The following is a 14183-nucleotide window of genomic DNA, read 5'->3' on the forward strand; positions in this document are numbered from 1 at the left end:
CATCACCATGACCGTTTTGACTCCCCCCGTTCCTCTGGCCACGCCGCGTCGCGCCAGGCTGGGGCTGACGCTGTTCATTCTCGCGCTGCTGCTGGCGCCCTGGGTGGCGGGCGCCGCCGGCGGCAACTACTGGGTGCGGGTCGTCGACTTCGCCCTGCTGTACCTGATGCTGGCGCTCGGGCTGAACATCGTAGTGGGCATGACCGGGTTGCTGGACATGGGCTTTATCGCCTTTTACGCCGTCGGCGCCTATTTGGCCGCGCTGCTGTCATCACCGCATCTGACGCAGCAATTCCCGCTGCTGCTGCAGTGGTTCCCCGACGGGCTGCACCTGTCGATGCTGTGGCTGATCCCGCTGGCGGCGCTGCTGGCGGCGGCGTGCGGCATCCTGCTTGGCGCGCCGACGCTGCGGCTGCGCGGCGACTATCTGGCGATCGTCACGCTCGGTTTCGGCGAGATCGTGCGCATTCTGATGCGTAACCTCGATCGCCCGGTCAACCTCACCAACGGCCCTAAAGGCATTTCCGGCATCGACCCGGTCAGCCTGTTCGGCCTGAAGTTCTCCGGCATGCATGAGTGGTTCGGCGTGCGTTTCTCCGGGCTGTATCTCTATTACTACCTGTTCGCCGCGCTGCTGCTGGCGATCCTGTTTATCAGCCTGCGGCTGCAAAACTCGCGCATTGGCCGCGCATGGACAGCGATCCGCGAAGACGAAGACGCCGCGCGGGCGATGGGCATCAATACCCGCAACTTCAAGCTGCTGGCCTTCGCCATCGGCGCCACCTTTGGCGGTGTGGCCGGCGCGTTGTTTGCCGCGTTTCAGGGCTTCGTGTCGCCGGAATCGTTCACTCTGCAGGAATCGATCGCCGTACTGGCGATGGTGGTGCTCGGCGGCATGGGGCATATCCCCGGCGTGATCCTGGGCGCGCTGCTGCTGGCCGCCCTGCCGGAGCTGCTGCGCAGCAGCATGGGGCCGCTGCAGCAGGCGCTGTTCGGCCAGGTGCTGATCGACCCGGAAATCATTCGCCAACTGTTTTACGGCCTGGCGTTGATCCTGGTGATGCTGTATCGCCCGGCGGGCCTGTGGCCGGCTCGCCATGCTGGGAGGACCGCCGCATGACGCCACTGCTCGCTTTAAATCACGTCAGCAAACGTTTCGGCGGCCTGACGGCGGTGGATGACGTCAGCATGAGCATCCGCCAGGGGGAAATCTACGGCCTGATCGGGCCGAACGGCGCCGGTAAGACCACCTGCTTCAACCTGATCACCGGCCTGTATCGCGCCGACGCGGGCGAGTTCCGCCTGGCGGGCCAGCGCTATAAACCCCAGGCGATCGACAAAGTGGCGCAGGCCGGCATTGCCCGCACCTTCCAAAACCTGCGGTTGTTCAATGAAATGAGCGTGCTGGAAAACGTGATGGTCGGCTGCCACGTGCGCACCCGCAACGGCCTGTGGGCGGCGATCGCCCGGCACCGTCGCGCCAGGGAGGAGGAACAGGCGGTGCGCGATAAATCTCATGCGCTGCTGGAGTACGTCGGCATCAGCCAATTCGCTCATTACCGCGCCGGCGATCTCGCCTACGGCCATCAGCGGCGGCTGGAGATCGCCCGCGCGCTGGCGACCGAGCCCCGGTTGCTGGCGCTGGACGAACCGGCGGCCGGCATGAACGCCGGAGAAAAAGTGGCGCTGCGCGAACTGCTGCTGCGCATCCGCGACAGCGGCAAAACGCTGCTGTTGATCGAACACGACGTCAAGCTGGTGATGGGCCTGTGCGATCGGCTGACGGTGCTGGATTACGGCAAAGCGATCGCCGAAGGCGAACCGGCGCAGGTGCGACGCGAACCGGCGGTCATTCAAGCCTATCTGGGAGGCGGCGCGCATGTCTGAAGCCCTGCTGAGCGTTAAACGACTCAAAGTGTCTTATGGCGGTATTCATGCGGTCAAAGGCATCGATTTCACGGTGAACGCCGGCGAACAGGTGACGCTGATCGGCGCCAATGGCGCGGGAAAAACCTCGAGCCTGCGGGCGCTGACCGGCCTGCAGCCGTTTGAGGGTGACATCCTGTTCGACGGCCGTTCGATTCGCGGCATGCCGCCGCACCGCTTGCTGCAACAGGGGCTGGTGATGGTGCCGGAGGGACGCGGCATTTTCACCCGCCTGACGGTGCGAGAAAACCTGCAGCTGGGTGCCTATGCGCGGCGTGACGCATCGGCGGTGCGGCAAGATTTCGAACGCGTGTGCGCCACCTTCCCACGGCTGAGCGAGCGCCTGCATCAACCGGCCGGGCTGCTTTCCGGCGGTGAACAACAGATGGTGGCGATGGGCCGCGCGCTGCTCAGCCGCCCGCGGCTGCTGATATTGGACGAACCGTCGATGGGGCTGGCGCCGATTGTGGTGGAGGCCATTTTCTCGGTCATCAAGCAGTTAGCCCGTGACGGCGTCACGCTGCTGTTGGTCGAGCAGAACGCCCGCCTGGCGCTGGCGTCCACCGATCGCGCCTACGTATTGGACAGCGGCAGCCTGAGCCACAGCGGCCGCTCCGCCGACATGCTGGACGATGAAAAAATCAAACAGATCTATTTGGGTGAATAACCGTTGTTACCTTTAACCGCACCAGGAGTATGACATGCAGCAGAACATTCGCATCAAGCCGTTGGCGCTGGCCGCCATGACAATGATCCTGAGCCTCCCGGCGCTGGCGGACGACACCGTGCTGATCGGCCTGGCCGGGCCGCTGACCGGCCCTTCCGCGCGCATCGGCAAAGATCTCGAAAACGGCGCACGGCTGGCGATCGCCGACGCTAACGCACAGAAACCGACGCTGAACGGCAAACCGGTCACCTTCAAATTACTGTCCGAGGACGATCAGTCCGACCCGCGCACCGCCGTGGCCGTGGCGCAGCGCTTGGTCGACGAAGGCGTCGCCGGCGTGGTCGGCCACTGGAACACCGGCACCAGCATCCCGGCGGCGCGCATCTACCACGACGCCGGCATCGCTCAGGTGGCGCCGGTGGCGACCGGTCACGGCTACACGCAGCAAGGCTTTGACACCAGCTTCCGCGTGATGGGCCACGACGACGACGGCGGCAACTACGCCGGGCAATATGCGGTGAAAACGCTGAAAGCCAAGCGTATCGCGGTAATCGACGATCGCACCGCTTTCGGCCAGGGGCTGGCGGACGAGTTTATCAAATCGCTGCAGGCCCAGGGCGTGCAGCCGGTCACCCGCGAGTATGTGGATGACAAGACCGTCGATTTCAGCGCCGTGCTGACCACCGTGCGCAGTAAAAACGCCGATCTGATTTTCTTCGGCGGCGTGGATTCTCAAGCGGCGCCGTTGGCACGCAAGCTGAAACAGCTGGGCATGAACGCGCAGCTGATGGGCGCCGGCGGCTTCGTCAGCCAAACCTTCCTGACGCTGGCGCAGCGGGAAGGCGAAGGCGTCGTCGCGCTGGAGCCGGGGCTGCCGCTGGAGCAGATGCCGGGCGGCAAGGCGTTTGAACAAGCCTACCGCGATCGTTATCACACCCACATCGAACTGCATGCGCCCTTCGCCTACGACGCCACCCGGGTGCTGATCGCCGCCATTGAGCAAGCCGATTCGGCCAATCCGGCCGATTATCTGCCGAAACTGCGCGCCATACATTACCAGGGCGTGACCGGCGCCATTGCCTTCGATGCGCAAGGCAACCTGCAACAGCCGAGCTTCACCCTGTACCGGGTGGTTGACGGCAAATGGCAGCCGCAAACCGTGTTGGGCGGCGCCAAGTCACAATAAATCAAGAGGAGCAAGGCGATGAGCTGTGCAAAAAACGAATTGGGCATTTTGGCCCGCAGAAAGATTGAGGCGGAAATCATCAAACCGATCTACCAGATCCTGGTGCGTGAAATCGGCAAGGCGCGCGCCCAGGCGGTGATCGGCGAAGCCATCGAGAATGCCGCCATCGAGGCGGGCAAACAGTTCGCCGCCCAGGAACCGAACGGCGCGGATCTGCGCAGCTTCGCCGCCTTGCAGTACCTGTGGGAAAAAGACGATGCGCTGCGCGTCGAGGTGATCAATCAGGACGCGCAGCACTTCGACTATAACGTCACCCGCTGCCGCTACGCCGAGATGTATCACGAGATGGGGCTGGGGGAGATCGGCCACCTGCTCTCCTGCGCCCGCGACAGCCAGTTCATCGTCGGCTATGCCCCAGAGGTTGACCTGCAGCGCAGCCAAACCATCATGTCCGGCGCTCCCTGCTGCGATTTTCGCTACACCGCCAAAACGTCGGGAGAAGAACAATGACGTATCGGGTCAACGGCGAGCGCCTGTGGCAAAGCCTGCACGCGATGGCGCAGTTCGGCGCCATCGCCGATAACGGCGTCACCCGGCTGGCGCTGAGTGAAGAAGATCGCCAAGCGCGCGAGCAGCTGCGCGCCTGGGCGCTGGAGGCAGGTTGTAACGTGCGCGTCGATCGGATGGGCAACATGTTCCTGCGCCGTGAAGGCGCTCGCCCCGAGCTGGCGCCGGTCGTCACCGGCTCGCACGGCGACTCGCAGCCCCGCGGCGGCCGTTTCGACGGCATCTACGGCGTGCTGGCCGGATTAGAGGTTATTCGTACCCTTAACGATCGGCAGATCGTCACCGAACGCCCGATTGAAGTGATCAACTGGACTAACGAAGAAGGCGCACGCTTTGCGCCGGCGATGATCGCCTCCGGGGTGTTCGCCGGGGTATTCGACCTGGAATACGGCCTGACGCGCCGCGACGAGCACGGCGTCAGCCTTGGCGACGCACTGGAACGCATTGGTTACGCCGGCGAGCACCCGGTGGGCGGCACGCCGATCCACGCCGCCTTCGAACTGCACATCGAACAGGGGCCGATTCTGGAAGCGGAACATCTCGACATCGGCGTGGTGACCGCCGCACAAGGGCAGCGCTGGTATGAGCTGGAGGTCGTCGGCTTCAGCGCCCATGCCGGCACCACGCCAATGGATCGGCGCCGCGATGCCTTGCTGGGCTTTACGGCGCTGGTCACGGCGGTCAACCGCATCGGTTGGGATTTTGCGCCCGATGCGCGCGCCACGGTGGGCATGGCGCAAATTACCCCCAATTCACGCAACGTGGTGCCGGGACGCGTCTTTTTCAGCGTCGAATTCCGCCATCCGCAAGAGTCTACCCTGGAGCAGATGGAGCAGCGTCTGCTGACGGCGGTAAACCACGTCAACGGCGACGGTCTGACCGCCCGCGCCGACCGCATCTTCCAGTATCCCCCTATCGCTTTTGATCGGGGCTGCATCGACAGCGTACGCCACGCCGCGCAAGCATTGGGCTATCGCCATCGCGACATGATTTCCGGCGCCGGCCACGATGCCTGTTACCTTAACCGCGTCGCCCCGACCGCCATGATTTTCATTCCCTGCGTGGACGGCATCAGCCACAACGAGCGGGAAGATATCACCCCCGCCTGGGCCGCCGCAGGCGCCGACGTGTTGCTCAACGCCCTGCTGGCGCACACCTGCGCCTGATCCTCGCCCCGGTTTCTCGCCGGGGCAAAAAAATATTCAACAAAACGGTTGAATATTAGCCCACCTGTTCTATATTCAACCATATGGTTGAATTATCTTCCTCACAGCTGGACGCCATTTTTCATGCGCTGGCCGACCCGACCCGCCGTTCGATGTTACGCGCGCTGGCCGGCGGTGAGCGCAGCATCGGCGAACTGGCCGCGCCGTTGCAGATGTCGTTCGCCGGCGCCTCCAAGCACGTGAAAGCACTGGAACATGCGGGCCTGGTGCAACGCACCGTGCAAGGAAGAAACCATATCTGCCGGCTCGAACCCGAGCCTATGGCGCAGGCCATGCACTGGCTGCAAACCTATGAACATTTTTGGACTGAACGGCTGGATGCGCTCGAACAGGCGCTGCTGCAGCCCGAACAGCTTCCTCCCAAGGAGTGAACCATGAATGATTACGGCATGATTATCGAACCCGGCACGCTGCGCATCCAGCGCTTGCTGCCTGGGCCCATCGAGCGGGTATGGGCTTACCTGACCGAATCCGACAAGCGCGCCACCTGGCTGGCGTCCGGCGCCATGAAGTTGGAAAACGGCGCGCCGCTGGAGCTGGAGTTTCGCAACTCTGATCTGGCCGGCGAGCACGAGCAACCGCCGGCCAAGTACAAACAGCACGGCGGCTGTGTCAGCAACCGCGGCCACATCACCTGCCTGTTCCCGCCGCGCCTGCTGAGCTTTACCTGGGCCGAACAGGATCAGGGGCGCCCTTCCGAAGTGACCTTCGAACTGACGGAGCAGGGAAACGCGGTGCTGCTGACGGTCACCCACCGGCGCTTGGCCAACCGCGACGAGATGCTCAGCGTCGCCGGCGGCTGGCACACTCATCTGGATATCCTGCTGGATCGCCTGCACGACCGGGCGCCGCAGCCGTTCTGGAGCACCCATGCCCGGCTGGAAGAAGAGTACCGCGCCCGCCTGTAATTACGTCTCGTCCCTGCGCCTGAACGCCAAATAACCGGCGATCAGCGTAAAACTGCCGACCAGCAACACCAGCAGGATAAAACCGTGGTGATTGCTGGCCAGCGGGATCCCCCCCACGTTCATGCCAAAGAAACCGGCGACGATATTGATCGGCAATGCCAGCACGGTGATCACCGTCAGGGTGTAAAGCGTGCGGTTATTCTGCTCCATCAGTTTGGCGCCCAGCTCTTCCTGCAGCAGCCGAATGCGTTCGGTCAGGCTGGCGAGATCGTTCAACACCACAGTGAACTCTTCGGTAAACTGCCGCAGATCCTGCACCACCTCACGGCTCAGCCAGCTCGGCGGCCGGTTCAACAGGCGAAACAGCGCGGCCGGCTCCGGCGCCAACAGGCGCTGAAAGCGCAATAGCATGCGGCGCATGCGCCCCAGCTCGGCGCGGTTGCGTTTAACGCGGCTCGTCAGCAGACGATCCTCGATGGTATCGACATACTGGTTGGCCTGCCGCACCACCTGTTCCAGTACGTCTTCCTGCTCTTCCAGCAGGTGCGCCAGCAGCTCGGTAGACGACGCCAGCTGCAGCGCCGTCAGGCGGCCGAGCAGCCGTTCAATCAGTCGCACCGGTTTGTGACGCACGGTGACCACCAGCCCACGGCAGCAATAGAGCCACAGCGTCGCCGTTTCCGGGTTACTGTCCTCGGGGTGGAAAATCACGTCGTTGAGTACGGCGAACAGATCGTCGCCCTGGCGCTCGATGCGCGTGGTGTGGGAGCCGTGGCGGATCTCGTGAAAGAAAAAATCGGAAATGGCGAAATGGTTTTTCAACCACTTCTCCGCCGCCGCGTGGTTGAGATTGAGGTGCAGCCAGACAAAACCGTCGCCGGGCGGCAACGCTTGGTAGGCCTGACAAACCTGCTGCGAGTTCAGGCGCGCCGGCACCTCACCGGAGCGGAACACATGGCCGTAGATCAGCCCGGTCACCTCATCATCAAAATCCAGCTTGTGCATCTTTTCCGCTAACCGTTGCACCATAACGCCATATCCTGCCTGTTGCCGTTAACCCAAGACCTTCCCCGCTGTTATAACAATCTTTATTTATCGGCGTTAATGATTTTCGCCGTTCCCGATGATTAATATTTTCGTCATAAAAAGGCCACATTCATTCAGAATACTTTTCAGGCGACAGCTACCGCATTCAATCCTTTCAGGAAGGTCATTATGAGCGATAACAGCGCCGTTCAAACGGGTGTGCCGGCCGCATCCAGCCTGCCCAAACTGCATCAAAAGAACAGTCGACTCACTGTTCTTTTTTTTGTTTTCTTATTAATTCTGGGGATCGCGTTTGCCGGGGTGAACTTATTTAACGACGTCAGCGATGCCGGCGCCGTCTATACCAGTTACATTCCGTTTTTATTATTGGGGCTGGCGCTGCTGATCGCGCTGGGCTTTGAATTCGTCAACGGCTTCCACGATACCGCCAATGCGGTCGCGACGGTGATTTACACCCACTCGCTGTCGCCGATGGTCGCCGTGGTGTGGTCCGGTTTCTTCAACTTTCTCGGCGTGTTGCTCTCCAGCGGCGTGGTGGCCTTCGGCATCATTTCACTGCTGCCGGTCGAGCTGATCCTGCAAGCCGGCACCGGCAACGGTTTCGCCATGGTGTACGCCCTGCTGTTCTCCGCCATCATCTGGAACCTCGGCACCTGGTGGCTCGGGCTGCCCGCCTCGTCGTCGCATACGCTCATCGGCTCGATTATCGGCGTCGGCGTGGCCAATGCCCTGATCCACGGGCGCACCGGCACCAGCGGCGTGGACTGGGGCCAGGCGATCAAGGTGGGCTATGCGCTGCTGCTGTCGCCGGTGATCGGCTTCGTGTTCGCCGGCCTGCTGCTGCTGGTGCTAAAGCTGTTCGTCAAGAACCGCCAGTTGTACAGCGCGCCTAAAGGCAATACCCCGCCGCCGCTGTGGATCCGCGGGCTGCTGATCCTCACCTGCACCGGCGTTTCCTTTGCCCACGGCTCCAACGACGGGCAGAAAGGCATGGGCCTTATCATGCTGATCCTGGTGGGCACCATGCCGATCGCCTACGCCCTGAACCGTTCGATGCCGCCGGAGCAGATCCCCCGGGTGGCGGCGCTGGCGGAGGTGACCAAAAACGAGCTGCTGCGCCAGTTCCCGGCCGGCGGCCAAACCCCGCCGCGTGAGGTGTTGACCGGCTATGTGCGCACCAGCGAACTGACGCCGGAAGTCGTACCGGCGCTGGCGCAGCTGGCCGGCGCGATCGGCGATCAAATCCGTCAGTACGGCTCGGTCGACAAGATCCCGGCGCAGGCGGTGTCGAACACCCGCAACGACATGTACCTGGCGTCCGAGACCATCAAGCACCTCAAAGCAGAGCGTCAGCTGCAGATCAATCCCGATGCGCAGCGCAACCTCGACGCGCTGAAGGGTGAACTCGATAACGCCACCCGCTTCATTCCCTTCTGGGTGAAAGTGGTGGTGGCGATTGCACTGGGGCTCGGCACCATGGTCGGCTGGCGCCGTATCGTGGTGACGGTGGGCGAAAAGATCGGTAAATCGCACCTGACCTACGCCCAGGGCGCCAGCGCCGAACTGGTGGCGATGACCACCATCGGCGCGGCCGACGCCTTCGGTTTGCCGGTTTCGACCACTCACGTACTCTCGTCCGGCATCGCCGGCACCATGGCCGCCAACCGCTCCGGCCTGCAGATGGCCACCCTGCGTAATCTACTGATGGCCTGGGTGCTGACGCTGCCGGCCTCGGTGCTGCTGTCGGCGGTGCTGTACTGGATCTTCAACCATTTCTAACACCGGGCTGATACGGAGAAAATCTGATGACCATGCATGAATTCAACCGCGATGACGGTTTCAACCAGCGCCTGCTGCAAGAATTTTACGACAGCTACGATGAAGAGCTGGAAATGGAGCTGGACGACCTGTGCTTCGACACGGCAGAAGTCGACAGCGACGCGAAAAAAGCCTGGCGCAAACAATACTTCCGCGAACTGCTGCGCCTGCAGGGCGAACTGGTGAAGCTGCAGGATTGGGTGATGCGCACCGGCCACCGGCTGGTGATCATCTTCGAAGGCCGCGACGCCGCCGGCAAGGGTGGCGTGATCAAACGCATCACCCAGCGCCTCAACCCGCGCACTTGCCGCGTGGCGGCGCTGCCGGCGCCAAACGATCGCGAACGCACCCAGTGGTATTTTCAGCGTTACATCGCGCATCTGCCCGCCGCCGGCGAAATGGTGCTGTTCGACCGCAGCTGGTATAACCGCGCCGGCGTGGAACGCGTGATGGGCTTTTGCAACGACGAAGAGTATGAGGAGTTTTTCCGCAGCGTGCCGGAATTCGAAAAAATGCTGACGCGCAGCGGCATCCAAATCGTCAAATATTGGTTTTCGATCACCGATGACGAGCAGGAGCTGCGGTTCCTCAGCCGCATTCACGATCCGCTCAAACAGTGGAAGCTCAGCCCAATGGATCTGGAAAGCCGCCGCCGCTGGGAAGACTACACCGAAGCCAAAGAGGTCATGTTAGCGCGCACTAACATTGCCGAGGCACCCTGGTGGGTAGTTCAGGGCGTCGACAAGAAAAAGGCCCGCTTGAACTGCATCACTCACCTGCTGCAGCAGGTGCCTTATGAGGAGGCCGAAGGCAACGTCATCACGCTGCCGCAGCGCAAACGCAGCCCGGAATACCACCGTAGCCCGGTGCCGGACAACATGGTGGTGCCGGAAATCTACTGACCTTAGCGCAGAGAAGCGGTTGCCGCTTCTCTGTACGAGGACAACGCTTTGATTTCTCTCACGCTACTGTGCCAAACCCCATGTTAAAGTGGTTGTTTTCCATTTTGACAGGAGTCTTCCATGCGCCAACGCATCATTGTTTGCCCGCTGATTGAAAACGATAACGCCTTCCTGCTGTGCAAAATGGCGGCGCACAAAGGCGTGTTTCCCGGCCAGTGGGCGCTGTCCGGCGGCGGCGTCGAGCCGGGTGAACAGATAGAGCAAGCGCTGCGGCGCGAAGTACGCGAAGAGCTGGGCGCCGCGCTGATCCTCGACAACATCACGCCCTGGACCTTCCGCGACGACGTGCGCATGAAAACCTACGCCGACGGCCGCCAGGAGCAAATCTACATGATTTACCTGATTTTCGACTGCCATGCCGCCAACCGCGACGTAACGATCAACGACGAGTTCGACGACTACGCCTGGGTGCCGCGCGAGCGCCTGGGGGACTACGATTTGAACGAGGCTACCCGCTTCACGCTGCAGCAAAAGGGATTGTTGTAACAGTTTGAGCGATTATCGCCCTATTTCCTTCACATTTGCCGGGCAGACTCTTTTGATATTTTTTAATCACTTAGGGTCACTATTTCCGCCGTTATGCTTTTATCTCACGCTTTTCTCCGTCTGCCTGTCCGGCGCTTCGGCGCCGCCCTTCTGTTCAGCCTGCTGTTCGTTTTGGCGCCCGTGTATGCCGCTGCGCCACCGCTGGTGCTGAATGCCAAATCGGTGCTGGTCGTCAATCAACGCACCGGAAAGACCCTCTATCAGAAGCAGCCGAACCGCGTACTGCCGATCGCCTCGCTCACCAAGCTGATGACCGCCATGGTCGCCCTGGACAGCAAACGTCCGATGGGCAGCAAGCTCAAAGTCACCGCCGCCGATCGCGATCTGCTGAAGAAAACCCATTCGCGGCTGACCATCGGCTCGGTGCTCAGCCGCCGCGACATGCTGCACATCGCCCTGATGTCTTCGGAGAACCGCGCCGCCGCGGCGCTGAGCCGCAGCTATCCCGGCGGGCGCAAGGCCTTCGTGGCGAAAATGAATCAGAAAGCGCGCGCCATCGGCATGAAACGCGCCCGCTTCTACGATCCGACCGGGCTGACGCCGCGCAACGTGGCGAGCGCCAACGATCTGCTGAAGATGGTCAATCACGCCTATCGCTATCAGTCGATCCGCCGCTTCAGCACCGACAAGCAGCAGATCGTACGCCCCGGCCGCGGCCAACTGGTCTACCGCAGCTCCAATGGCTTAATCAATAACCCGGCCTGGAAGATCCAGCTGCAGAAAACCGGCTTTACCGACGAGGCCGGTCACTGCCTGGTGATGCGCACCACCATCAAAGGCCAACCGGTGGTGATGATCCTGCTCGGCGCGCAGCCGCGCTACGGCCACTACCGTGACGCCATTCGCCTGAAGGCCTGGCTCGAGGGGTAACACCGTGGCGCTTTACCGTCCCACGCATATCCAAATCCGTTTTGGATCAATGGAATATCCTATCGCCAATCAGTATTAAGCCTCACGCCGCCCGCATGGTATTTGTCAGGCATATCTGATGATCAAAGGAGCGGGAAAATGGCTTATGCCTTGAGCATATTGGAAAAAAGTCCGATCGCCGACGGGGAAAGCGCCGCGCAGGCGTTGGCGCGCACGCTGCATCTGGCGCAACAGGCGGAACGCTGGGGCTATCGGCGTTTCTGGCTGGCGGAACACCACAACACGCCGCAGCTCGCCTGCCCGTCGCCGGAAATACTGATCGGCTACCTGCTCGGCCAGACGTCGCGCATTCGCATCGGCTCTGGCGGCGTGATGCTGCAACACTACAGCGCCTACAAGGTAGCCGAAAACTTTAACCTGCTGGCGGCGCTGGCGCCGGGGCGCGTCGATCTCGGGGTAGGCAAAGCGCCCGGCGGGCTGCCGCTCGCCACCCAGGCGCTGCAGGCCGTCCATGACCGACAAAACAAACCGGCATTCCCGCAGCAGCTGTCGCAGCTGACCGCCTACCTGAACGACGACGCCGAACCGGGCCTGAGCGCCACACCGCTGCCGCCGCACGCCGCCCAGCGCTTTCTGCTCGGCGCCAGTAAAGAGAGCGCGACGCTGGCGGCCGAATCCGGCTGGGCTTTCGTGTTTGCCGCGCATCTGAACGGCAATCCGCAAGATATCCGCGAGGCGCTGGCGCACTACACCGCACTGAGCGGCGGCCGCAAGGCGCTGCTGGCGGTGGCGGCGATCGTGGCGCAGAGCCCGGAGCAGGCCGCGACGCTGGCGGCGGATATTCAGCAATACCGCGTGCACGTCGCCGGTGAGCAGAGCGTGACCGTCGGTAGCCTGGCGCAGGCAGAGAGTTTCGTGCAGCAGGCCGGCGCGACCGACTACCGCATCGAGCCGCGGGAAAGCCATATCCTGCTTGGTACCGCGCCGCAGGTACATCAGCAACTGGCGCAGCTGCAGCAGCGGTACGACGTGGACGAGTTCATCATCGACACGCCGATCGGCGAACCGAGCGCCCGGCTCACTTCGCTACAGCTGCTGGCGGAAGAGAGCCTGACGCCGGCCTAGTTGATCGCCGCGCTGGCCCGCATGGCGTCGGTCAGATCCTGCGCCAGCGGCGCCAACTGCGCCGGCGTGACGTTAGCCAGGCTGACGCGGAGCGCCGGGCCGCCCTTCAGGCGGAAAGGTTCACCGCCCTGCACCAACCACCCCCGCTGCGCCATCAGCTGCGCGGCGGCAGTTTCTGATCTCACCGGCAACCACAGATGCAGCCCTTCACCCGCCGCCAGCGCCGTGTGATTCAACGTATTGAGCCGCTGTACCAGTTCATCCCTTCTGGCCTGATACGCCTGTTGAGCCCGCTGCAGTTGCCCTTCCTGCAACGCCTGTCCCCACAGTCTGGCGGCGATCTGCTGCAAGATATGGCTGACCCAGCGTTCGCTGATGTACTGATCGGCGCGCATCGCCTGCAGCAACGTCGGGTCGCCGCAGGCCAGCGCGATACGCAGATCCGGGCTGAGAAACTTGCTCAGCGACAGCACGTACAGGCCGCGATCGCCGTCGAACGGCAGATGCAGCGGCTGCTGCGACAGCGGCCCCCAGAAATCGTCGACGATCGCCAGACACTGCGGGTTGTCGTGCAGAAAACGCCGCCACTGCTGCGCGCGTTGCGCAGAGAGCGAGGCGCCGGTCGGATTGTGGGCGCGCGGCGTCAGGATCACCGCAGCGGCCGCCCCGCTTTCCGGCAACCGACAGCCCTGTTCATCTACCGCCAGCGGCAGCGGCCGCAGGCGCAGGTGGCGCAACAGCGTCAATAGCGGCGGCCAGCAGGGATCTTCCACCCACACCGCCGCGCCCGGCTGCACATGGCAGCGCAGCGCCTTTTCCATCGCATCCAGCGCGCCGGAGAACACCGCCGGCTCCCCCAGCGCGACGCCCTGGCGGCCGAGCCACTCGCGACCCAGACCGGTCAATATCGGCAGATCACCGCTGATGTCATAGCCGTTTTGCTGCGGGAACACCTCCGCCGTGCCAAGCGCCAGCACCGGCAACAATGCGGCATCCAGGTTACCGCTGGCCAGATCGCACATCCCTGCAGGCACCTGACGCGGCACATAGGCCGCACTCACCGCCGCCAGCGGCGGCTCCAGCACCACCGTTCCGGCCCGCCCGCGCGTCGCCACCAGACCGGCGTCACGCAATCGGGCGTAAGCGCTGGCGACGGTATTCGGATTGACCTCCAGCTCCGCCGCCAGTTGGCGTACCGGCGGCAACAGCTCACCTGGCCGCAGCGCGCCGTCTTTGATGCGTGCGGCAATCTGCTCGGCAATCTGGACAGCGCCGCCGCCTTTTGCATACAATGAATTCATACATAAATCCTTTTGTACTAGTTCAAAATAGATT

General features: G+C 62.7%; 15 protein-coding genes. 13 read left to right on the top strand and 2 right to left on the bottom strand.

What is annotated here, in order from left to right:
- Window positions 1-7: 7 nt before the first annotated feature.
- The 8 genes from QMZ29_RS07430 to QMZ29_RS07465 all read left to right on the top strand — a co-directional run bounded on the left by QMZ29_RS07430 (window position 8) and on the right by QMZ29_RS07465 (window position 6480).
- Window positions 8-1120 (top strand): ABC transporter permease subunit, encoded by a 1113-nt coding sequence (locus QMZ29_RS07430; protein ID WP_025302933.1) that lies wholly within the window; start codon window positions 8-10, stop codon window positions 1118-1120.
- Window positions 1117-1887, top strand: coding sequence for an ABC transporter ATP-binding protein (locus QMZ29_RS07435; protein WP_025302934.1), 771 nt, complete (start codon window positions 1117-1119; stop codon window positions 1885-1887). The genes QMZ29_RS07430 and QMZ29_RS07435 overlap by 4 nt, the downstream gene beginning before the upstream one ends.
- On the top strand, window positions 1880-2593 hold the full coding sequence (locus tag QMZ29_RS07440) for an ABC transporter ATP-binding protein (protein WP_043143459.1): 714 nt from the start codon (window positions 1880-1882) through the stop codon (window positions 2591-2593). Before QMZ29_RS07435 ends, QMZ29_RS07440 begins: the two co-directional genes overlap by 8 nt.
- Before the next feature lie 76 nt (window positions 2594-2669).
- Window positions 2670-3779 carry a branched-chain amino acid ABC transporter substrate-binding protein gene (locus QMZ29_RS07445; RefSeq protein WP_373276033.1) on the top strand — a complete coding sequence of 370 codons (1110 nt, stop codon included), beginning with the start codon at window positions 2670-2672 and terminating at the stop codon, window positions 3777-3779.
- Between the two features lie 18 nt (window positions 3780-3797).
- A complete protein-coding gene (locus tag QMZ29_RS07450; protein ID WP_025302937.1) occupies window positions 3798-4289 on the top strand; it encodes an L-2-amino-thiazoline-4-carboxylic acid hydrolase in 492 nt (163 codons plus the stop codon).
- Window positions 4286-5512 (top strand): Zn-dependent hydrolase, encoded by a 1227-nt coding sequence (locus QMZ29_RS07455; protein WP_060433130.1) that lies wholly within the window; start codon window positions 4286-4288, stop codon window positions 5510-5512. Before QMZ29_RS07450 ends, QMZ29_RS07455 begins: the two co-directional genes overlap by 4 nt.
- 83 nt (window positions 5513-5595) lie before the next feature.
- Entirely contained in the window at window positions 5596-5943 is a 348-nt protein-coding gene (locus QMZ29_RS07460) for an ArsR/SmtB family transcription factor (protein WP_004938187.1), read from the top strand.
- Window positions 5944-5946: 3 nt separating this feature from the next.
- Window positions 5947-6480 (top strand): SRPBCC family protein, encoded by a 534-nt coding sequence (locus QMZ29_RS07465; RefSeq protein WP_025302939.1) that lies wholly within the window; start codon window positions 5947-5949, stop codon window positions 6478-6480.
- Here QMZ29_RS07465 and QMZ29_RS07470 read toward each other — a convergent pair whose 3' ends face one another.
- Complete coding sequence (locus tag QMZ29_RS07470; RefSeq protein WP_060433131.1) at window positions 6481-7509, bottom strand: transporter; 1029 nt, start codon at window positions 7507-7509, stop codon at window positions 6481-6483. It lies immediately after the preceding gene.
- Window positions 7510-7695: 186 nt separating this feature from the next.
- Here QMZ29_RS07470 and QMZ29_RS07475 point away from each other — a divergent pair, with 186 nt between their 5' ends.
- The 5 genes from QMZ29_RS07475 (at window position 7696) to QMZ29_RS07495 (ending at window position 12848) form a co-directional block, all read left to right on the top strand.
- The gene (locus tag QMZ29_RS07475; protein ID WP_060433132.1) at window positions 7696-9306 is read left to right on the top strand and encodes an inorganic phosphate transporter; all 1611 of its coding nucleotides are present in this window, start codon (window positions 7696-7698) and stop codon (window positions 9304-9306) included.
- A gap of 26 nt (window positions 9307-9332) precedes the next feature.
- Window positions 9333-10247 (top strand): polyphosphate kinase 2, encoded by a 915-nt coding sequence (gene ppk2 / locus QMZ29_RS07480; protein WP_261424626.1) that lies wholly within the window; start codon window positions 9333-9335, stop codon window positions 10245-10247.
- Between the two features lie 120 nt (window positions 10248-10367).
- Complete coding sequence (gene nudI, locus QMZ29_RS07485) at window positions 10368-10793, top strand: nucleoside triphosphatase NudI (RefSeq protein ID WP_060433134.1); 426 nt, start codon at window positions 10368-10370, stop codon at window positions 10791-10793.
- Between the two features lie 93 nt (window positions 10794-10886).
- On the top strand, window positions 10887-11723 hold the full coding sequence (gene pbpG, locus QMZ29_RS07490; protein ID WP_049295686.1) for a D-alanyl-D-alanine endopeptidase: 837 nt from the start codon (window positions 10887-10889) through the stop codon (window positions 11721-11723).
- Between the two features lie 138 nt (window positions 11724-11861).
- Window positions 11862-12848 carry an MsnO8 family LLM class oxidoreductase gene (locus QMZ29_RS07495; protein ID WP_197769553.1) on the top strand — a complete coding sequence of 329 codons (987 nt, stop codon included), beginning with the start codon at window positions 11862-11864 and terminating at the stop codon, window positions 12846-12848.
- Here the strand turns inward: QMZ29_RS07495 and QMZ29_RS07500 are convergent.
- Window positions 12845-14149 (bottom strand): aminotransferase class I/II-fold pyridoxal phosphate-dependent enzyme, encoded by a 1305-nt coding sequence (locus QMZ29_RS07500; RefSeq protein WP_049205632.1) that lies wholly within the window; start codon window positions 14147-14149, stop codon window positions 12845-12847. The genes QMZ29_RS07495 and QMZ29_RS07500 overlap by 4 nt on opposite strands.
- Window positions 14150-14183 lie beyond the last annotated feature (34 nt).

It is taken from the genome of Serratia sp. PF-27, assembly GCF_030053255.1.
Classification (GTDB): Bacteria; Pseudomonadota; Gammaproteobacteria; order Enterobacterales; family Enterobacteriaceae; genus Serratia; species Serratia bockelmannii.